We start from the raw sequence: 20472 nt of genomic DNA on the forward strand, positions 1-20472 counted from the left end.
GTAACCTTGTTCTATTTAATTAACTATTTACATATTATCTTCAACTAATATCGTGCAAATACTTGGTCAAATTTTCAGGTTGTGAAAAAAATGGTGCATGATCTGCATCGATACTAAATACATCATCAAAAGAATTTTGTCTATACATTTCTCTTTGAGCTTCAACAGGTATTGCATGGTCTTTTGTAGTTTCAATATAAACACAAGGGACTCTACCAAAATTTTTCTCAGTTAAAACAACTTTTCCGTTGAATGGTAAAACTGGTTGAGGCCTCATTTTTCTTCTAGCAGCTGTTACATCTTCTTCCGAACATTCATTAAAAAATTCATTTACAATATATTCATCAATAAGAGTTAATGTTTTTTCAGTCTTATTAAAGATAGCCTTTGGGCCACCATCTCCCATAATATCTTGAAGACTTTGGCCATTTTGCGGCACAATTGCAGAAACATAAACAAGCCTTTGTATTTTTTTAGGTAAATATTCTGCCACTTGAGAGATGACTACACCTGCCATACTATGACCTACTAAAATAACAGGGCTATCTACCTTTTCCAAAACAGCTATTACTTTATCTGTGTAGCTTTTAAGTGTTACTTCTTGAGGTGGTGTCATATCTTCACCACTTCCTGGTAAATCAACTGCGATAACATGATGATTCTTTTGTTCTAAAGAATATTTAACCTTTTCCCAACACCATTTTCCTTGGAATGCACCATGGATAAGAATATATGTACTCATTTATAACTCCTCCATTCAAATGTTTTGCAATGTAATCGTTATAGTTACAAATAATCAATTTTTTTATGCGATTTTTATCTAATATGGTTAACATATGAATTATATATTCCAGTGGTTAAAACTATTGTTCTTAAAAATAACAATACATTCCAATGATAGCTCGGTCTGAAAGATGCCTGCAGTTTCACTCAGCATTCATAATCATATCCTGTTGTTTTGTTGTTTACTGCACTAATACTGTTTGACATACATGCTTTTATAATCACAGCCACTAATAAAAAAACAAAGCAAATATTCATATTAAAAACGACTATTAATTTACTAAATAATGCTACACCAATACTCATACCGATAAAATTACATAAATTAAAAATACCAATATATATTTTTTTAGATTCTTTAAGTACAGAATCTAAAAGGTAATTTAAGGCCATTTGTACAAAGGAAAAAGCAACAAAGCAGCAAATACTTACCGAAATGCATACTATGGCAGTCATTGAACCAAAAATAATAATTAAATAACCTATAAAAAAAATATATAATCCTATTTTATAGAAGTTTTTTACATTTTCGATATTCATCTTCTTCCCAATTACTATACTTGCCATACCTCCCATTACAGAACTGATAAATAGTATGCCTCCAGACTGTACGGAATTAAGATTTAAGATAGATGAAAATATATAAGAGAGAAGGAATACATTTGCTCCCAGCAATAAAAATAATAAAAAACTAAGACTAGTTATTCTAACAAAAGATGAATTATTGAATATTTTTTTATTGATGATTGGATAAGAAATGGTGCTGATATGGCGAATAAATAATAGAAAAAAAATAATGCACAAAACAATAAAAAGAAAATTAATGTTCAAGGCACATAATAAAAAGAGAATAGATATTAATAAATAGAACATTCCCAGCCAATCAAATGGCGTCTTTTTTTCTAATTTCATTTCTGGAAAAGTAAGATATAAAATGGGTATGAAAATAATTGCACAACTCATAAATAAATATAATATGTGCCAATTAGTTACAGACAGAAGAATACCACTTAATAAAGGACCTAAGCCTGAACCCAAGGCCATAGCGAAGCTAATAAAGGCTAGACCTATTGGCAATAATGCTCGATCAAGTACATCCATAACTGCAACCATTGTTAATGATATAAAAGCTGCTCCTCCAGCCCCTTGAGCTAGTCTGCATAAAATAAGGAAATAAAAATTATTCATAAAATATCCCAAAATCGAGAATAGAACAAAGATAACTAAAGCGATTAGATATAATTTTTTTAACTGAATACTTTCAGCAAGCTTGCTATATACTATTGAGCCGATTGTGACCATAATCGTATACCCTAGGATAAACCAACTGCTGAAAGCTATAGAGATATTCAAATCTTTCGAAATTGGAACGACGGCTATATGAAAGAAAAAACTATTCATCACTCCAAGTAATACAGTGCTTAGTAAACAAAACAATGTTATTTTATCCTTCAAAATAAACCTCCGTTTAACTTATTTATAAAAAATAACCTCTTTCTATCCTTGAGTTATAATTCTAATAAAAATATAAATGAATCGCGATCAGGGTAGTCATATTTAATGGGCAGATTCTCTTTTGTAATCTTCTTAAATCCTACCTTTTTATAGAAACTGTGTGATCTAGTAGCTTGAGATGGAGTATCTAAAATCACCTTAGAAAACCCTTGATTCTTCGCAAAATCAAGCAAAGCTTCATAAAGCTTTTTTCCTGTCCCAAGTTCTTTGCCACGATAGTCTTTATAAACAAAAAATTTCTTTAGTATAGCTATATCATCGGTTTTCTTTTGTAAACCAATAGAGCCTACCACTTCTTTATCATCATTTAAAGCGATCCAAAAGTTTCCTCCTTCATTAATATAATTTGATTGAATATCTAGTATATCCGGTTGTTCTTCGATACTAATCCCTACACCAGCTTCTACATTTTGTACATACAATATTAATTTAATGACTTCTTCTTTATATCTCTCATCATAAACAGCAATCATTTATTAATCTCTCCTTCCTTTTATATTTCTTAACTTTACCGTGTAGTTCATTATTAGTAAAATTGAAGTTTTCGAAGTAATCCATAGATTTTTTTGATGTGATAGAATTAAGAGTCAGGGTCTTTTTTATAGAGAGTGTAATAGATGTAGTAACCTTTATGTTTATTCTTAAGATAAGTTGAACTTAATATAATCATGAATTCTAGACACTAAAAGAACTAAGCCATAAAAGGCTTAGTCCTTTTCAGTATAATAAATGAAATTTAAACCTTACTGAAGAAAAGTACTACGTTTACTCAGTAAGTAATCTTCTCACTTGACCAGTCTTTTGCATGTTTTAATGTAATATTTATAAACGCTGATAAAGCTGGTGAAATCCATTTGTTTTTATGATAAGCGACTTGGGAGAAAATTTGTTTAAATCCACCATCGCAGTGAATCATTTTTAACCGACCTTCTTTGATTTCATCCTCTACTGTCATTAAAGGTAAACAAGCAATACCAAGCCCACTCCTTACACAACGTTTTATCGCTTCTATACTCCAAAGCTCCATCGTTTGAGAAGGAACGATTCCCCGGACTCCAAGGTATTCTTCAAACATCACTCGATAACTGCACTCTTTTTCGTTGGCAAGAAAACACTCGCTTATCTTTTGATTTTTGTAGCTATTATCTAAAATATTTAATGAACAGTCAGGGCTTCCAACAAGGACAATGGGTTCGTCCAATAACGAATGAACGATTAAATCTGAATCCTGGAACTCTGGCATCATGACAAATGCAACATCTGCACTACCATTAAGTATGGATCTCTTGTTATCTCCGCAGGTTGCGTTACTTAAACTGATGTTTACATGAGGAAAATTATTTCTAAATTCTTTTAATATTGGTTCTAGGCGGTATACTGTTAGAGATTCCGGAGCAGCAATCTTTAAGTCTCCTCTTATATCTTCTCCATCAGTAGTGATGCTTTCAATTTTTTCATAGGTATCTAAAACTTCTTTAACATAAGGTAACAACTTACTCCCAATATCAGTCAATTTTATTTTTCTACCCATTCGATCAAACAGAGGTCCGCCTAAATGTTCTTCAAGTGCTTGGATGTGCGTAGTGACTGTTGATTGCGTGTAGCCTAAATGTTCTGCTGCTTGTGTGAAGCTCCCTGTTTCAATGACCTTTTTAAATGTTACAAAATGACGTATTTCCATCGTTTCACCCACTTTTATAGAATAATCATTTCTATACTATCAAAAGAATCAATGGATTACTTTTTAAATTTCAATTTTACTAATACTTAATTACGAGTTAACGTTAAGAAGACTAAAAAAATAGGAGAATTTTATATGAAAACAATATTGGATGCGCTTGGAATCGAAATTGTTGAAATATTAAATGACAAAGTTATTGCCACGATGCCTGTACATGACGCAACAAAACAACCCTTTGCACAGCTTCATGGAGGAGCTTCAGTTGTCTTGGCTGAAACGGTGGCAAGTGTAGGCAGTTGGAATCTCTTGGACATGGAAAATGAATATGCAGTTGGATTGGAAATAAACGCTAATCATATCTGTGGAAAGAGTGAGGGAACTGTGAAAGCTACTGGTTTTCCAATCCATAAAGGGAAAAAGACTATGGTTTGGGAAATTAAAATTACAGACGAGAATGATAAGCTTATCTGTATTTCTAGATGCACAGTAGCTGTTATTAAAAAGAATAAAGCGAAATAATTTGTGGAGTTTAGATCCCTGAATTGAAATCAGGGGTCAGTTCCGAATGGGGGAGTTTCTTCTATTTTTAGGCTGTATACGATATGAAAAGTGAGTTAACATAATGTGTCTTTTCGGAACGCAACCTACCGAAAACCCTTTTGAAAGTAGGGTTCTCGGTAGAGTGCCTTCTATCGAATATGGAACTTTTTCTTTTCACCCTTTATAGCACGTTTTCAGGCAATAAATCAAAAGACAAATGCTAATACCAAGGAATTTCTAATTAACGTAACAAACTAAGTATATTACGTTAATTATTACCTTTTTATCTATTCAATCGGAAGTAAAGTATTAACCATAATACTGTTTACAGCATTGATATACGCAAATGCACTTGCTTTCATAACATCCGTATCTGTTGCTTTGGCAACATACTTTTCTCCTCTATATTCCACTTGAATTTTCACTTTCCCTAATGCTTCCTTACCTCTTGATACACTGCTAATATTATATTCAATCAATTTAATATCTAAATCACTAATTTCTGTAATAGCAGAATACAAAGCATCAATTGGGCCAGAACCGACTGCACTGCTTTTCAATATTTGATCACCCTTTTTAATCTTCACACTTGCAGATGGGAAGTTTGTGTTACTAATCACTTGTAAATCCATTAGTTCATAAAAATGATTACTATAGTGCATCATATCCTGATTATGAATATCATTTTTTGCATAATAGTTCTCAACGATAACATATAAATCATGATTATATACTTCTTTTTTTGCATCTGCCAATTCAAGAAAAGCTTCAAATACCCCTTCAAATTGTATGTTAGTCATCTCATTAAAGCCTAATGATTCAAGGGCATTTTTTACCGCATGACGTCCAGAACGGGCGGTTAAAACAAGTTCCATATCATCTAGACCAACATCAATCGGGCTAATGATTTCGTAAGCATCCCTTGCTTTTAATAAACCGTCTTGGTGTATACCTGAAGAATGGGCAAAAGCATTATCTCCTGTAATGGCTTTATTTACTTGCACATCAAGCCCCATTAAACTACTTACCAACCTAGATGTATTCATGATTTCTTTCGTATTAATATTTGTGTACGCGTTATAGATTGACGAGCGCGTGTTAATTGCCATCACAACTTCTTCTAGTGCAGCATTACCTGCACGCTCACCAATACCATTTATCGTACACTCAACTTTATCTGCTCCATTTTTAATTGCAGCTAGCGTATTCGCAGTTGCCATACCAAGATCATTATGACAATGGATACTTAAAAGTACTTTATCATTCAAATTTTTCAAGCGATTATTTATTTTAAAGATTAGTTCACCAAATTCTTCCGGCTCGGCATAGCCAACTGTATCGGGCACATTGATAATGGTAGCTCCTGCCTTTACAACAGCTTCAATCGTTGCCCATAAATATTCAAAATCGGAGCGAGACGCATCCTCCGTTGAATATTGTACGTCTGGTAGAAGTGTTTTTGCATATTTTACTGAATCCACACCAAGATCTAAAATTTGACTTTTCGATTTTCCAAACTTCTTTTCCACGTGAATGTCTGAAGCGCCTAACACTATATGGATTAACGGTTTTCTAGCATATTTCACACTATTATAAACAGCATCAATATCAGCCTTTACTGCTCTTGCTAACGCTGTGATGATCGTGTCGTCTGTATTTCCTATTTTCATAGCAATTTCTTTCACAGCATTAAAATCACCAGCTGAAGACGAAGGAAAACCAGCTTCGATAATATCGACTTTCAGCTTCTTTAGTTGCTGTGCTACTTCTAGTTTTTCATACAGATTCAGCTTAGCCCCCGGAACTTGCTCTCCATCTCTTAAAGTCGTATCAAACATCCAAATTTTTCTCGTCATTTCAGAAACACTCCTTTGTCATATTAATGTATAAAAAAAGCCCCGTCTCTATAAAAATATAGAGACGAGGCGTTGCTCGCGGTACCACTCTAATTGATTAATCATTACATAATTAACCCACTCATTTTCGGCAGCTATCACCACCTATCTTCATAACGGTAGAAAACCGACATCCCCTACTTATAATATTCAGGGAGTAGCTCTTGGATGAGTTCAAAGGCAATAACTACCGATTCTCACCATCCATCGGCTCTCTGACAAGTTTATACATCCTTCTACTATTTCCAATCTTTGCTTATTATTATTTGATTACATGCAATATTATATCTATCCATCCGATTTGTCAACGTAATTTTTGTGAATAAAAAAACTATTTAAAATATAAATATATATTTTGGAAGTTATTAATTTGTACATAAACATCCACTCTTTTTGAATAATGTTTAAAGTACTTTCTTAAAAATATTTTTTATATTACCTATATTCTAGAAAAACTTCGTATTTGTCGTCACCAAGAGTAAATATTAAAACTAATATAATAAATGAAATAAGTTGATATTTACTCATTAAAATATTGTGTTTTTATAAACTTATCTTGTGATATAGATATAAAACGGTTATTCTTGCATATAAAGAACTTGTACTAAGAGAATAAGTAAAAAAGAAGAAGAATTTACTCCTTTAGAAATAGAAAAAGGCAATCTATTAATAAAATATAAACGACAAGAATAGATAAGTTATGTTAACTGGGTACGAATATTTCGAAGCACTAGAGGTACCTTGATTATATTCTTCTCCCTCTATAGGTGGTATAATATGGATGATTGTATCAGTGAAAGGGGAGAAAGAGATGAACAAACTTGTATTCAAGCAATTTGAAATTGGAAGAGAGTACTTCCTCAAAATTATAGAGGCTGTTTCTGAGGATCAAACTGATGTGCAGCCAGATGGTTTTAACAACACAATTCATTGGCATACAGGTCACGTTTTGACAGTTACTGAACAAACTATGTTTGGCTTTCCTCATGCAGCAACCCATCTTCCAGCAAACTATATGGAATTGTTCGGAAATGGTACGAAACCAGCCGATTGGACGGGGGATGTACCTACTATGGATGAGCTTATGATACAGCTAAAAGACCAATTGGCTCGTATTCAGCAAGTTCCTGCTGAACAGTTAAACAATACCTTAGAAAAGCCATTTCTGGGATGTAAAACCTTTGGAGAGCTTGCGGGTGTTACACTGATGCATGAAGCAACTCATATGGGACAGATTCAGGCAATGAAGCGAATAATTGAACATGTGGGTGTAAAAAATTGAATTTGACAAAATGATATAACAAAGTTATCGGCAAGTATAGACATTTTCTCCTTTTCTTTATATTAAAAAGAGAGAGTGGGGTTCACGTTATTACCTTGTATTAGATAGGCTTTATAAGATGTCTTCTTCAACTACTGGCTAGTCCCAGTAGTTTTTTCTCTTTTTAAGATGAATATAATATACAAAGTTAACATAATGTTGCTTATCTGTACAAAAACAAGACAAAACCTTTTTACTAAGGGTTTTGTCTTGTTAAATATATCTTAAAGGGTTTCAAGTTTACTAATAGCTTCTTTTAATTCTTCATATCTGCTTACATAGAGATAATTTTTGTTGCAACTGTTTGTTGAAATGCTTGATCATGCTCAACGATAACCATTGTGGGACTAAAGCTTTGAATAAGCTCCTCAATCTGCATACGCGAATAAATATCAATAAAATTTAATGGTTCATCCCAAATATATAAATGAGCTTTTTCACATAAACTTTTGGCTATAAGCAGCTTTTTCTTTTGTCCACCAGAATAGGAAGATATATCTTTCTCAAATTGAATTCGGTCGAAATCCATCTTACGTAGGATGGATTTAAATAACGTTTCATTAATCTCATATTCTTCAATAAAGTCCGATAATCGTCCTTTCAAATGAGAGGTATCTTGTTGGACATAAGAAATAATGAGGCCTGAACTTAAATTCATTGAGCCTGTATACTGTATTGGTTCTCCTAGAATTAGTTTTAGAATACTACTTTTTCCACTTCCATTCTTTCCATCAAGTACAATACGGTCACCTTGTTCAACTTTAAAGCTAATTGGCTTGTTTACTATTTGGTCATTATACTCAACAGATACATCAGTCAAATTAATCAATTCGTTTGATTGACATTCTAATGGTTCTAATTTTAATGACTCGGTTTTTTCCACATTTTTCAACAGCTTTGACTTTTCTTCAATAGCTTTTTGTTGCCTTGATTCAAGGTTCTTTGCTCTCTTCATCATCTTTGCTGCTTTATGTCCTACAAAACCTTTATCCAACTTAGAACCAGAATTTGTTGTCCCATTTTTGGAAGATTCCACTTGATTAGACCAACCTGTTGCACGCTTTGAAGATTGTTTTAATCTTCCAATGTCTTTTTGTAGACGTTGATTTTTTGCCTCTTCGTGCTCCTGCTGTCTATCAAAGTTTAATTTCCACGAAGAATAGTTCCCATTTTGAACTTCAATGTTTGCTCTATTGATAGATAAGATATGATCCACGCATCCATCTAAAAACACTCTGTCATGTGAGATTAAAATAAACCCTTTTTTCTTTCTTAGATAATCAGAGACTATGTTTCGTGCATCAGTGTCTAGGTGATTGGTTGGTTCATCAATCAATAGAAATTGACCCTCATTCAAAAAAAGTCCAGCAAGCAACACCTTTGTTTGTTCCCCATTTGATAATGTTTTAAATGGTCGGTACATGACCTCCGCATCAACATTTAAATAGGATATTTCACGAAGAAATTCCCAATCTTCTACTTGGGGGCAGATTTCTTCTAAGATTTCATGAGTATACTTGTTTTTATCTGAAACTGAATAAGGGAAATAATTAAATTCTACTGAGGAAATGATTTCCCCACTATACTCATAATTCTCTAATAATAAATTAAAGAATGTTGTTTTACCTCGTCCATTTCTACCGATAAATCCAAGTTTCCAATCTGTATCTATTTGAAAGTTTACATCTTCAAAAATATTGTCAAAACTGCTTGGATAAGAAAAAGTTAAATTTTGAACTTGTATCATTGACATAATAATTCCTCCTTTGTATATCAACACTTTTTACTTTTTATACAAAGTCGGCACATCCATCTATTCTAAATTACTCTGTATAAGTTTGATGGATATTAACGACTTATACAGAGTATTACATGCGTAACAATAGTGTCTGAATTGCTCATTTCTCTCTCTCCTTTATTCATTAGATTAAGTTGCAGAATTAAAAAATATTAAGCTTACCTATGAGAGCATAAAAAATCCTCCCAATTTGTAATTGGAAGGATTAGTCTTTCACTTATGTTAAATAAGTGCTTATTTGCCATTGGAATAATGACAAATGAAGTATAAACTGATTTATAAAAATGGATAGACTAACCCTATATTTTGTAGTTTGAAGTTATTCATTTCAAATGAAAATATAGATTAGTTAATCATTGTCCATTCATCAGTCCTCTCATAATTGTATCTTTATATTAACAATTTTTTTTATGGAATACAATGTCGCAATGTATTCCATATCGTTTACGATTTCCATCTGTAATAAAAAACAAATTAGAAGTAAGCTTTTATTTATAAATTTAATGTTAAGTAGTCTTTCTAGTTAACATAAAACATTTTACAGGAACCAAAAAAGCCCTTTAAATAAACAAAAATATTTTCTTCTAATGTAAAAATATATAGTTTTTATTCGTTAAACAAATGAAGGGTAGGGGTTGAATGAAAAAGGAAAATAACTATATATAAGAGAATGTATGTCAGTGGAAAGAAAATAGATTTATGACATTTTCAACAAGGCATCTTTACATAATTTTAATTTTTTTAGTGAATGGATCGGAAATTTTTTATAAAGGGGATGGAAATCATGTTTCACGCGAAGGATGTTTTAGCCGATCAGCTGTTAGCAAATGCTAATGACCCTAGCTGGTACCAGCCATTTTCAGCTTCAATTGAAAACTTGTCAGAAGAAGAGGCTTTATGGAAGCCTAACAAGGATAGTCATAGTATAGCTGAGATTGTGCAACATCTACTTTACTGGAATGAAACATGGCAGATTAGATATCAAAAGTCTCATGTCAATGCAGTACCTTCTATAGAAAATAATAATAAAAGCTTTATAATTGCCGAAAATCAACCATTTGATCATTTAAAAAATCGACTATTAGAAGTCCTATTACAATGGCAAGAGTTATTAACTGAGGAAAAAGTCGAAAGAGATGTAAATGGTTTTTCTGAACATGTAAAGTGGTGGGAAGTACTTGGAAATTTAACTACTCATAACGCATATCACATTGGTCAAATCATTTATATTCGGAAACTACAAAAAAGTTGGAAAGAAAATGGTGGGGAGGAGGATTAATCGAATTCGATAATTGATGTCTCTGAATGAAATGGAGCATAAAGTTCTCCTTTCTTATGTAGAACATATTATTTAGCAAGGGCTCGAAATGTTAATAAATCAACGATGTATAAATGTTGAATTTAGGCGAGCCCTTATGCATCAATGGCTCGTTTGCTTGCTTAGGTTCCTAGAAAATCCATTATGTTATGTTTACATAATGTGAAATATCAGTAGTAAATAAAAAAGAGAGCCCTAAAATAAATAAGGATCTCTTTTTATGTGTAGTCATTTTTGTATCCTTCTAAAAAATAGAATTTATTCTCTCTTCAATTTGTTTTAGCATTTTCTTCAGCACTGACTCCTCAAGATGTTCAGAGACATTTCCAAACAATAAATGATCTATAGGTTCAATTCCTGTAAACTCAAATATCCCAACATCTGATGTAATTTTTAACCCAGCTGTCATTCCAATTTTGTCATACATCTCTTTTGGAGCACCGTGAGTATTAATTATCAAACCTTTCTTACCTTTGAGTAACTGAATAATTCCTTCCTCACCATAAGCATACGCATAGCCATAAGAAAATACACGATCTACATAGCCTTTGATAATGGCAGGAAGACCAGCCCACCAAATTGGATATATAAATGTTATTACATCTGATTGAGTAATGAATTCTTGTTCCGTTTTAATATCATCTGGGATATGGCCAGATTTCATAGCATCCGTATCTTCAGGCTTCAGTACAGGCTGAAAATCTAATGCATATAAGTCTCTCACAACAACCTCATGACCATTGTTCTCTAAGGCTTGAACAATGGTTTCCATTATAGAATAATTAAAACTTTCTGGATGTGGATGGGCATATACAACAAGGTGTTTCATTCATATTCCTCCATTTATATTGGATATCTTACACCAGAACCAACATTACTGTTCTTTTGAAATATTATTCTTTCTTTTTCTTCTTACTATGAGAATAATGGCAACGACAAAGGCAATTGCACTATATATCCAGGTAAACATAAAGGCAAGACCCAATCCAATATTAGCGTCCACATAGTGGCTGTTCATATGGTCTATAGCTAAATAGAGAAGTGGGAAGCCTCCAATAATAAGTAAGGGTATCAAGAAAATACTTTTTTTTGTCTTTCTGGTTGTTAGTAAAATGATCAGAAAGGATAGCAAAAGAAACATTTCCGAAGCTATCGTCAAAATTAACAGCCTGTTCATATAAAATTTTCTCCTTTATGTAATTGTTTGGAATTTTGGAGTTGCTTGTAATATATTCAATAATGTCTATCATATGAAAATTTTCATTACGTTTCCATATGGAACCCAACATCCGTATATCAATTTTCATAGGGAGCTGATTTCGGACTATTTACTTGTTTCTTACTTTTTTTCTTCCGATTGGTCAATATAGCGACTCCAACTCTAGGATGGAAAAGATGTAAAGGAGGGCGTAGTAAATTCATCACTCTAACTAATCTAAGGTAAATCTCAGGATCAGAAGCCGAAAGCTGGTAAACTTTCTTACTATACCATTGTTTAATCGGCTGTATGAAAGGTTTCTCCCCATTAATATCGGGATGACGAAATGCCTCTGTAATTGCCATATCCCATGGAGTTGCAATAAGAGTAGAAAATCTCTTGTGAAGTATTTTGGTAAACCTTTTATTAGGATATGCAAAATTCCCAAAATAGCGTTGCAACTCTAAGGCTTCCATAGCAGCAACAGATATTCCCTGTCCAAATACCGGATCAAAACGACAGTGAGCGTCTCCAACCACTAAGAAACCTTCTGGAACATTGGCAAGGTCAAAGCGTCGACGTACTTGATAAGGAATTGCATGTATTTTTATTTCTGAAATTGGTTCTACTTGTTCTAGGAAATGAAGTACATCAGGTACAGGTAACTTTTGTGCATAAGAGAAAAACTCCTCAGTTGTTCTTGGTGCATTTTCGTTAGCATAACCACTAAAGGTGATAGAAAAACGATTCCCTTCAATCCTTTGAATATATGCACCATAAGGGTCATCAGGGAAACTAGGAGAGATTAGAAGATTACACCAGTCAGGTCGGTCTTGATTCTTCAGACGAAAGAATCTGGTCGCGTAAAAAAGCTTAATCCCAACCTTCTCTTCCTTAACTTCTATACCATATGATTTTAGCCACTCTACACTCTTTGAACCAAACCCACTAGCATCAATAATAACATTTGCAAGAATTTCTTTTTCGCTTCCTGTCTTAAGGGAGCGCGCTCGTACCCCGGATATTTTATTACATTGATGATCTAATAGTAGTTGCTCGACCTTTGTTTCATACTCGGTTGTAATATTAGGAATTTGTTCAATACGATGTTGCAAATGCCACTCTAACATAGGGCGGCTTTGTTGAATCATCTCTAATTCTCCTAAAAATCGTTTTTTCCAGGAACCAAAATGGTGCCACTTTAAATCTTTTGTAAAGTTATTTATAACGCTGCCATCCTCGATTAATTGATTAAAGAAGTGAGGGAACAACTTCTCAATTGCTTGTTCTCCTCCTTTTAGTAAAACATGAGGATGATAACTTTGAGGCAATCTCTTTCTAGGGGCTTTCTCCTCGCACTTTTCCCCAGCTTCTAGAACAATTACTTGCCGAAAAGTATGTGATAGGGCTTTAGCAGCTAGTTTCCCAGCAATGCTTCCTCCGATAACTATTGCTTTCTCCAATATGATTCTCCCCTCAATATAAATTAGCATAAAATACCATATGAAATTTATTTTATTATACTTCATAAGAATTACCTTTGAAATGAACTTCTCATAAAATCAAAAGTTTCTAGTCGGAAATCAAATAGGCAGAAGTCCTTTTAAAATAAAGAACTTCTGCCTATTTGATTTTTATTTAATATGGTTAGCATATGGATCATATATCCCAGTTAACAATAGAATGCTTGTAAATAAGGCAACTGTTCCTACCACCAACAATGCACTACTTATAATTCTATTCTTTTGCTTACGTGAGAATAGCCCCCATAAAATAAATATAATTGTAAAAAATATTAACATAACTCCTAAGCCCATATTCAAAATTCTCTCGCCTACTGGAATATAATAACATATACCTTTGTTTCTAGTTACCATAATCACGATTCTAGGAACATGAACTTATTTATTACAGTATTGATAGATTTACTTGCATACTTACGTACTAATTAATGACAGTAAACTATAAAAAGTATAAAAGAGATGGGTATAGTGAATAAATCTAATTTGATTTATAAAGAACTAAACAAAGTTAAAATAGACCTGAGGAATTACCTTATATTTAAGCTTACAACAGGAGAAAAAGAGAATCTAAAAAAAGCTGTGTTAACAAAATTGAAACTTTAATTAACTAAAGTTCAATTAAAAACAAAAAGGTTAAGCAAAATGCTTAACCTTTTTGTTTTTAATTGTCTTTAATCTAAAGAAATAGATAAAAACACTAATAATTATTAAGCAGTAAGTAACACTTTGAGCCATGCCCAAGATATCGCTCCAACCCCTAGTACCATTTAAGAATAGTTGAAGCAGCAAACCTGCTGGTAACGTTACTAATACAACAGGTTTTTTGATAAACAAAAAACCAACTATTCCACCGACAATACCACCTACAACGGATGCACCGTACCACGTAATAAAGATGTATATTATGTCTTTTAAACTCCATACTACACTGTCTGGTTGATCATTATAAAAATGACCAATTACAAAATACATGGTAATGGAACTGATAATATAAAGGCTTCCAAAACATGCTGCTTGCCTTGTTCGTGTTCCAAACACATATCCAACAAACATCGCCATTATGAACCAACCTGGTAAAGAATTAAGCATGATAGCTACATATGAAACCATTAATTCAGGAGTAGTCATACTCGTTACAAGTGGCAAATGATCAGACATAACAGAAAAAGCTGCGACAATTCCCCCTACGACCAATGTATAAATAATAAATTTTATCCAAACCTTCTGTTTATCCTTCTCCGACAAAACAATCCCTCCAAGCCTCACTGTTATAAATAAGACGTTTGGTGACAAGAATTGTTTTACTTTTTAGGAAATTTTAAATTTATTTCAAATGTATATCATATACATCACTAGTTTACATAAACACTCTTAAAGGAACCAAGCAAGCAAAAGAACCCTTGGGGAAGTAGGGCTTCCGCCAAAGATTCTTTTCCGGAGTATGCAGCTTTTTATACATCGTTGATATGACTACGTTCATTGGATAGTTGAAAGAAACGGGAATGTATAAAAAGCGCTCCTTTTATACATATGCTTGTACGGAAAAATATAGTATTTCAAGCAAAAATGTGCTAAAATTTGTTAGAATCCGTTTATCATACGCTTTATACGTGTGAACCCTATTTATGAGCTACCTCGCGTCCACTGCCGAGGTAGCTTTTTATTTTGCTTACCTTTTGACTGGACAAATTATAACCTAATACTATATTTTAGATATGTACATGTATATATTTCACTTTTATCAACTAGTAAAAGCAGCTATGATTAACCACGCATGTAAGAAAAGCCCTCAATTAATTTTGAGGGCTTTTCTTGTATTTTTCTCCAATATAGATAAATGATAAAACTATTTTTAATAAAGTACATTCATCATTATTTAATGATATGCCGAAAGTGAAACTAGACATAATCAGCTTTATGTAAACTAACTCTGTATATCGTATTAAGTTAGCAAATTTTTCCAAAGCTCATTCGCGGTCCTCGCTAGTGGAACGCCGCATAGTTTTGCGCCGTTCCACTAGGAGTGTGATAATTATTCGAGCTGTCGTCCTTACACAACCGTGAGCACGATTTTACCTTGGATGTGCCCACGGGCGGCTCGTTCGTGCGCCTTGCGAGCATCGGCAAGTGGAAACGTGCTGTCGATAGCGACTCGAACCGTCCCGGCATCGAGCAAGCGCCCTAATTCTACTAGCTGCGGGCCGTTTGAGCGCACTTGGGTCATCGATACCGTGACGCCCAGCTTTGTGGCCTCCTCGGCGTCGGAGAAGCCTATGAACACTGGGAACAAAGCGCCGCCACGCTTGAGCGTACGCAAGAAACGACCGGTTGTTGGACCGCCGAGGGTATCGAGGACGAGATCAACGTCATGGGCGATGTCCTCGGGAATGCTCTTGGTGTAGTCGATGAATTCGTCGGCACCGAGCTCGCGCAGGAACGACTCATGCTTGCCCGATGCCACTGCGATGACATGCGCACCCTTCCATTTAGCCAGTTGCACCGCTAAGTGCCCCACGCCGCCCGCGGCACCATTGACGAGTACCGTCTTTCCGTTGAGTGGCAGAGGGCGATGCGACTTTGGTTGAAACGGATTCGCTTCATTGTGCCCCAACTCGATCAGGAACTGCCATCCAGTGAGACCTGCCATCGGCGCCCCTGCGGCGTGCACATGATCGATGCCAGCAGGTTTGAGTGCAAGATCCGACGCTGGTGCGGTAACGTACTCGGCATAAGCAGCGCTCTCCCCCATGCTAGGAAAGCGAACCATGCCGAAAACTTCATCGCCGATGGAGAAGCCTTGCACATCCGTGGCTACCGCCTCGACGACGCCCGACATGTCCGAACCCAGAATTAAGGGAAAGGACACCGCCGGCTGCCACTCAGGAGGAAGATCTTTATACCCCTCGCGCAGGTACCAGTCGGGGGGGTTGATGCCAACCGCGTGAACGCGGACAAGTACTTCCCCAGGTTTCAGTTCGGGAAGCGGGGCCTCTTCGTAACGCAGTACCTCAGGGCCGCCGAATTCGTGCTGCCGAATCGCCTTCATTGTGTTTGTAGACATTGCTTTCTCCTTTCACACACATGTGTTATCCTTATTAGAGCAGTGCTCCACTTAAACGGAGCGCTGTTCCATTTATCATTATACGGAGCACTGTTCCGTTTGTCAAGGAGGAATCATATGCGAGCTGATGCGAAGAAAAACTATGAGCACATACTCGCAGTCGCGAGCGTCGTTGTAACCGAGCATGGCGCCGATGCATCGCTGCGCGATATCGCTCGCAGAGCTGGTGTCGGGCTCGGCACACTGTATCGTCATTTCCCGACGAGAGAGGCGCTGCTCGAAGCTTTGCTCCGCGCAAGCTTCGACGAGTTTACAACAAAGGCACGTGAGCTCGAAACTGCGAGTTCATCCGATGATGCACTCGTGTCGTGGCTACGCGACGTCGTTGCATTCACAGGCAATTATCAAGGTGTTGTGGACGTGATGATGGCAGCCAAGGAGGACCCGAAGTCCGCACTCCACGCTTCATGCGTCACGATGCGTACGGCAGGCACGCGACTTCTCACTCGCGCTCAAGCCGAGGGTCTGGCGCGTACCGACATGGATGGTGATGACCTGTTTTCGCTAGCTGCTGCGCTTGCGTGGCTCGGCAACCAGCCTTCGTCCGCGCCACGAGCTGAGCATCTCTTCACTATTATCGCTAGTGCGATCTTGACGAATCGAGCGAGCAGCGATTTCAGGGCCAGCTGCACAACTGATGATTAAAAACAAGCCAGATTTTCCTTAACGTACGTTTTCCGCGTTTTATTGGCGGTACCCCCTGTACAATAAAATCATACTATTGTACAGGAGGCCTTTAAGATTATTGGATATGCCTGCGTTTCCACGACTGATCAGAATCTAGACCGACAACTTAGCATGCTGAAGAAATATGGCTGCGAAAAGATAATTGAGGAGAAATTCGCTGGTATGATGAAAGATCGTCCTGGTCTGTAGACTTTAATGAATGTGATTTGAGCAAATGGTTTTTCTTAAAGTATGGGACGTTAAACATAAAAAGACTTGCTTTAGGTAAAAAGCAAGTTAAAGAAAGATAATCACGTTGGAAATCCCATTATAATCCAGAAGGTGTAATGAAACATTAAAATATAGTTAAAATCGAATTAAAAGTAAATTAATCCATAAAAGTATTAATTTACTTTTTTATTTTGTGATATTAAAAAAGTTTCGACAATTTAAAGAAAACCTTTACTTTATTACTTTACCATTTTGAAACATAATCAAATATAAAGTTCGTAATAGTATACGTTTGCGAACTATTCTTTTATATAAGAAATCTATTATTTTTATCGTTCGTTTAAGTTCGAAAATAAATTACGAACGTCTTCTGAAATTCACACACTTTTACGAACGTTTTTGGTAAAATAAAAGAAGGATAACCACACAAGGAGTATAAAAATGGAAAATAGAAGGTTTGGATACATACGTGTAAGCAGTCGAGATCAAAATGAAGGTCGTCAACTTCAATCGATGCAGGAAGTTGGCATTTCTCCTCGCGATATTTTCATCGATAAACAAAGTAGAAAAAACTTCAATCGAGAACAGTATCAATTATTAAAACGAATGATTCGTAAAGGGGATATCCTTTATATTCATTCGTTAGATCGTTTCGGTCGCAATAAAGAAGAAATTCTGCAGGAATGGAATGCCATCACAAAAGAGATTGAGGCCGACATTGTAGTTTTAGATATGCCGTTGTTAGATACAACTCAGTATAAGGACAGTCTGGGAACATTTATTGCGGATTTAGTCCTGCAAATTCTGTCTTGGATAGCCCAAGAGGAACGAGATCGTATTCGCAAGCGTCAACGTGAGGGAATTGATGCTGCGCTGAATAAGGGAGTATCTTTGGGGCGACCTAAAGCTCAAGTCAGTAAGGAGTTTATTGAAGTTTATAATCGATGGAAGCAAACAGAAATTACAGCCGTAAAGGCAATGGAGGAAGCAAATTTAAAAAAGACAACGTTTTATAAGTTAGTGAAGCAACATGAAAATACGCTTGATGTGACTACTATATAATAGGAGAAGCTCGTCTGAAAATTGCTTACTCGTAGAGATAAGCTTATTTTAGACGAGCTTTTTATAATGAATCATAGAATAAAAGAGATTAGTTTACATCCAAATCTAATTTAGAATCACTAAAATAAATAACCTCCGAAAGGATTTTACAACCTTGGATCTCTCTAAAGGCTTTTCTTGCTTCTATTTCGTTTTCATATTCAAACATCGTAGTATTGTTTAGATTTGAATAAGTAGTGATTATCCACATAAAAATAGCTCCTTTATTTGTATTGACTTTAAATTTCAGAAATATTTTTCTCTACTTCTACTTTTGTTATATTCCTTCTGTTTTTTGTAAGAAAGAAAGATCCTACAATGAATAAAGCTATTAGTAAAGTTAAAAAGAACTGTGTACGTAAAGAATCAATAAAAGGCATTGCGATAAAAATACTAGTAATGCCAACAATTGTGCCGTATGTTAAGTAAGGAAACAGCCACATTCTTATTTTGAGTTTCTCAGGCTGCTCCTTTTCATAATTTTTACGCATACGTAATTGAGAGAAAGCGATTACCAAATATACAAGAAGAGCGACTCCCCCAGAAGCATTGACTAGAAACAAAAAAATCTTATCAGGAGAAAGATAATTAAAACCTACGCTGATATAAGAAATAATTGTACAGCCTATAATTGCATTAAAGGGAATTCCTTTTCTATTTACCTTTAAAAACAGTTTAGGAGCATCTCCTTTCTGAGCCATAGAAAATAACATACGAGAACTTGTATAAAGACCTGAATTTAAGCAAGAAAGTACAGCTGTTAACAAGATAAAATTCATTACTTGAGCTGCTGCTGGAATATTGACAATTTCTAAGAGCGATACAAAAGGGCTTTTCATCAAACTAGAAGAATCCCAAGGAAGAACTGTTACAAGAATCAGGATAGAGCCAAGATAGAAAAGTAAAATTCTGTAGATGACGGTATTTGTTGCGGATATAATTGCTTTTTCTGGATGAGGTGATTCTCCTGCGGCTGTGGCTACAATCTCCGTTCCCATAAATGAGAACATTACAACAGTTACTCCTAAGAAGATTGAACTTAGTCCATTGGGAAGGAATCCACCTCTGTCGAGAAGGTTTGATGTACCAGGTGATTCTACTCCTGGTATAAAACCACATATAATAGCTCCCCCAAGGATTAAAAACAGACCCAAACTTACCACTTTAATTAAAGAAAACCAATATTCAAATTCACCAAAAGATTTAACAGAAAATATATTAGTTAAAGTTAACAGAAAGGTAAGAATTAGGCTCACGGACCAGGATGGCAAAGAAGGAAACCAATATTGAATAATTGTTGCACCAGCTATTGCTTCTACCGCAATAACAATAACCCAAAAGAACCAGTACAACCAACCAATAGTATATCCAGCCCATGGTCCAAGTGCCTCTCTGGCGTAAGTAGCAAACGACCCACTGGATGGATTGGCTGTTGACATTTCACCTAGCATTCGCATTACTAAAATGACTAATAAACCAGCAAATGCATACGAGATAATTGAACCAGGTCCTGCAGTGTTAATTAATGTTCCACTTCCAATAAATAGTCCAGCACCAATGACACCACCAAGAGAAATCATGGTAATATGCCGCGTTTTTAGTTCTTTTTTGAGCTCAGGCTGTTGATCATGCATATTTTATAACCTCCTTTGTAAAAATTAATATTCCTATCCATAAAGAAAGGAAATTTAATCGTTGAGTAGAGAAGAAAGTCATCAGAAAAAGCCTTTGCTCACATAACAAAGGCTCTTTAATTTTTTTGACAGAACCTCAATAATATC

18 protein-coding genes and 1 other annotated feature are annotated in these 20472 nt (G+C 35.2%); of the genes, 6 read left to right on the top strand and 12 right to left on the bottom strand.

The genetic code is table 11. The annotated features are described in order from the left end of the window. Positions 1-40 precede the first annotated feature (40 nt). From AC4NPH_RS28125 to AC4NPH_RS28140, 4 genes are all read right to left on the bottom strand, one after another. Entirely contained in the window at positions 41-742 is a 702-nt protein-coding gene (locus AC4NPH_RS28125; RefSeq protein WP_097813410.1) for an alpha/beta fold hydrolase, read from the bottom strand. 188 nt (positions 743-930) lie between these two features. Further along, the gene (locus AC4NPH_RS28130) at positions 931-2238 is read right to left on the bottom strand and encodes an MFS transporter (protein WP_098197910.1); all 1308 of its coding nucleotides are present in this window, start codon (positions 2236-2238) and stop codon (positions 931-933) included. A 53-nt stretch (positions 2239-2291) separates the two neighbouring features. Further along, positions 2292-2771 carry a GNAT family N-acetyltransferase gene (locus AC4NPH_RS28135; RefSeq protein ID WP_097813412.1) on the bottom strand — a complete coding sequence of 160 codons (480 nt, stop codon included), beginning with the start codon at positions 2769-2771 and terminating at the stop codon, positions 2292-2294. Positions 2772-3067: 296 nt separating this feature from the next. Further along, on the bottom strand, positions 3068-3979 hold the full coding sequence (locus AC4NPH_RS28140) for a LysR family transcriptional regulator (protein WP_097813413.1): 912 nt from the start codon (positions 3977-3979) through the stop codon (positions 3068-3070). A 135-nt stretch (positions 3980-4114) separates the two neighbouring features. Here AC4NPH_RS28140 and AC4NPH_RS28145 point away from each other — a divergent pair, with 135 nt between their 5' ends. Continuing rightward, entirely contained in the window at positions 4115-4498 is a 384-nt protein-coding gene (locus tag AC4NPH_RS28145) for a hotdog fold thioesterase (RefSeq protein WP_097813414.1), read from the top strand. Between the two features lie 308 nt (positions 4499-4806). Here the strand turns inward: AC4NPH_RS28145 and AC4NPH_RS28150 are convergent, their stop codons facing one another. Next, positions 4807-6375 (bottom strand): 2-isopropylmalate synthase, encoded by a 1569-nt coding sequence (locus tag AC4NPH_RS28150; RefSeq protein ID WP_279823156.1) that lies wholly within the window; start codon positions 6373-6375, stop codon positions 4807-4809. A 57-nt stretch (positions 6376-6432) separates the two neighbouring features. After that, positions 6433-6676, bottom strand: a binding site (T-box leader). A 549-nt stretch (positions 6677-7225) separates the two neighbouring features. On the opposite strand from AC4NPH_RS28150, the gene AC4NPH_RS28155 reads away from it, so the two are divergent. Next, positions 7226-7696, top strand: coding sequence for a DinB family protein (locus AC4NPH_RS28155; RefSeq protein ID WP_097813434.1), 471 nt, complete (start codon positions 7226-7228; stop codon positions 7694-7696). A 313-nt stretch (positions 7697-8009) separates the two neighbouring features. On the opposite strand, the gene AC4NPH_RS28160 is transcribed toward AC4NPH_RS28155, so the two are convergent. Beyond that, positions 8010-9488, bottom strand: coding sequence for an Lsa family ABC-F type ribosomal protection protein (locus AC4NPH_RS28160; RefSeq protein ID WP_097813416.1), 1479 nt, complete (start codon positions 9486-9488; stop codon positions 8010-8012). Between the two features lie 829 nt (positions 9489-10317). Here AC4NPH_RS28160 and AC4NPH_RS28165 point away from each other — a divergent pair. Continuing rightward, a complete protein-coding gene (locus AC4NPH_RS28165; protein ID WP_098315516.1) occupies positions 10318-10812 on the top strand; it encodes a DinB family protein in 495 nt (164 codons plus the stop codon). A 283-nt stretch (positions 10813-11095) separates the two neighbouring features. On the opposite strand, the gene AC4NPH_RS28170 is transcribed toward AC4NPH_RS28165, so the two are convergent. The 5 genes from AC4NPH_RS28170 to AC4NPH_RS28190 form a co-directional block, all read right to left on the bottom strand. Beyond that, positions 11096-11680, bottom strand: coding sequence for an NAD(P)H-dependent oxidoreductase (locus AC4NPH_RS28170; protein ID WP_098315517.1), 585 nt, complete (start codon positions 11678-11680; stop codon positions 11096-11098). A gap of 45 nt (positions 11681-11725) precedes the next feature. Further along, positions 11726-12028, bottom strand: coding sequence for a hypothetical protein (locus AC4NPH_RS28175; RefSeq protein ID WP_098197927.1), 303 nt, complete (start codon positions 12026-12028; stop codon positions 11726-11728). A 119-nt stretch (positions 12029-12147) separates the two neighbouring features. Next, entirely contained in the window at positions 12148-13515 is a 1368-nt protein-coding gene (locus AC4NPH_RS28180) for an NAD(P)/FAD-dependent oxidoreductase (RefSeq protein ID WP_335482673.1), read from the bottom strand. A 690-nt stretch (positions 13516-14205) separates the two neighbouring features. After that, positions 14206-14817, bottom strand: a complete 612-nt coding sequence (locus AC4NPH_RS28185; RefSeq protein ID WP_279823036.1) for a hypothetical protein — start codon at positions 14815-14817, stop codon at positions 14206-14208. Between the two features lie 805 nt (positions 14818-15622). After that, on the bottom strand, positions 15623-16633 hold the full coding sequence (locus tag AC4NPH_RS28190; RefSeq protein ID WP_491939314.1) for an NADP-dependent oxidoreductase: 1011 nt from the start codon (positions 16631-16633) through the stop codon (positions 15623-15625). Positions 16634-16750: 117 nt separating this feature from the next. Between AC4NPH_RS28190 and AC4NPH_RS28195 the strand changes: the two genes are divergently transcribed. The 3 genes from AC4NPH_RS28195 to AC4NPH_RS28205 all read left to right on the top strand — a co-directional run bounded on the left by AC4NPH_RS28195 (position 16751) and on the right by AC4NPH_RS28205 (position 18652). Beyond that, positions 16751-17338: a TetR/AcrR family transcriptional regulator gene (locus AC4NPH_RS28195; protein ID WP_097813428.1), complete on the top strand. Its 588-nt coding sequence runs from the start codon at positions 16751-16753 to the stop codon at positions 17336-17338. A 99-nt stretch (positions 17339-17437) separates the two neighbouring features. Further along, on the top strand, positions 17438-17569 hold the full coding sequence (locus AC4NPH_RS28200; protein ID WP_257128426.1) for a recombinase family protein: 132 nt from the start codon (positions 17438-17440) through the stop codon (positions 17567-17569). A gap of 462 nt (positions 17570-18031) precedes the next feature. Next, on the top strand, positions 18032-18652 hold the full coding sequence (locus AC4NPH_RS28205) for a recombinase family protein (protein ID WP_491939315.1): 621 nt from the start codon (positions 18032-18034) through the stop codon (positions 18650-18652). Positions 18653-18930: 278 nt separating this feature from the next. Here AC4NPH_RS28205 and AC4NPH_RS28210 read toward each other — a convergent pair whose 3' ends face one another. Next, complete coding sequence (locus AC4NPH_RS28210; RefSeq protein ID WP_097813430.1) at positions 18931-20325, bottom strand: amino acid permease; 1395 nt, start codon at positions 20323-20325, stop codon at positions 18931-18933. Between the last annotated feature and the right edge of the window lie 147 nt (positions 20326-20472).

It is taken from the genome of Priestia sp. MDV22-iso46, assembly GCF_058629175.1.

Bases quoted from the DNA above. Each gene is read 5' to 3' on its own strand.
- AC4NPH_RS28195 (WP_097813428.1), top strand. From the start codon at position 16,751: ATGCGAGCTGATGCGAAGAAAAACTATGAGCACATACTCGCAGTCGCG.
- AC4NPH_RS28190 (WP_491939314.1), bottom strand. From the start codon at position 16,633: ATGTCTACAAACACAATGAAGGCGATTCGGCAGCACGAATTCGGCGGC.
- AC4NPH_RS28155 (WP_097813434.1), top strand. From the start codon at position 7,226: ATGAACAAACTTGTATTCAAGCAATTTGAAATTGGAAGAGAGTACTTC.
- AC4NPH_RS28135 (WP_097813412.1), bottom strand. From the start codon at position 2,771: ATGATTGCTGTTTATGATGAGAGATATAAAGAAGAAGTCATTAAATTA.
- AC4NPH_RS28165 (WP_098315516.1), top strand. From the start codon at position 10,318: ATGTTTCACGCGAAGGATGTTTTAGCCGATCAGCTGTTAGCAAATGCT.
- AC4NPH_RS28175 (WP_098197927.1), bottom strand. From the start codon at position 12,028: ATGAACAGGCTGTTAATTTTGACGATAGCTTCGGAAATGTTTCTTTTG.
- AC4NPH_RS28150 (WP_279823156.1), bottom strand. From the start codon at position 6,375: ATGACGAGAAAAATTTGGATGTTTGATACGACTTTAAGAGATGGAGAG.
- AC4NPH_RS28160 (WP_097813416.1), bottom strand. From the start codon at position 9,488: ATGTCAATGATACAAGTTCAAAATTTAACTTTTTCTTATCCAAGCAGT.
- AC4NPH_RS28140 (WP_097813413.1), bottom strand. From the start codon at position 3,979: ATGGAAATACGTCATTTTGTAACATTTAAAAAGGTCATTGAAACAGGG.
- AC4NPH_RS28145 (WP_097813414.1), top strand. From the start codon at position 4,115: ATGAAAACAATATTGGATGCGCTTGGAATCGAAATTGTTGAAATATTA.
- AC4NPH_RS28170 (WP_098315517.1), bottom strand. From the start codon at position 11,680: ATGAAACACCTTGTTGTATATGCCCATCCACATCCAGAAAGTTTTAAT.
- AC4NPH_RS28125 (WP_097813410.1), bottom strand. From the start codon at position 742: ATGAGTACATATATTCTTATCCATGGTGCATTCCAAGGAAAATGGTGT.
- AC4NPH_RS28210 (WP_097813430.1), bottom strand. From the start codon at position 20,325: ATGCATGATCAACAGCCTGAGCTCAAAAAAGAACTAAAAACGCGGCAT.
- AC4NPH_RS28205 (WP_491939315.1), top strand. From the start codon at position 18,032: ATGGAAAATAGAAGGTTTGGATACATACGTGTAAGCAGTCGAGATCAA.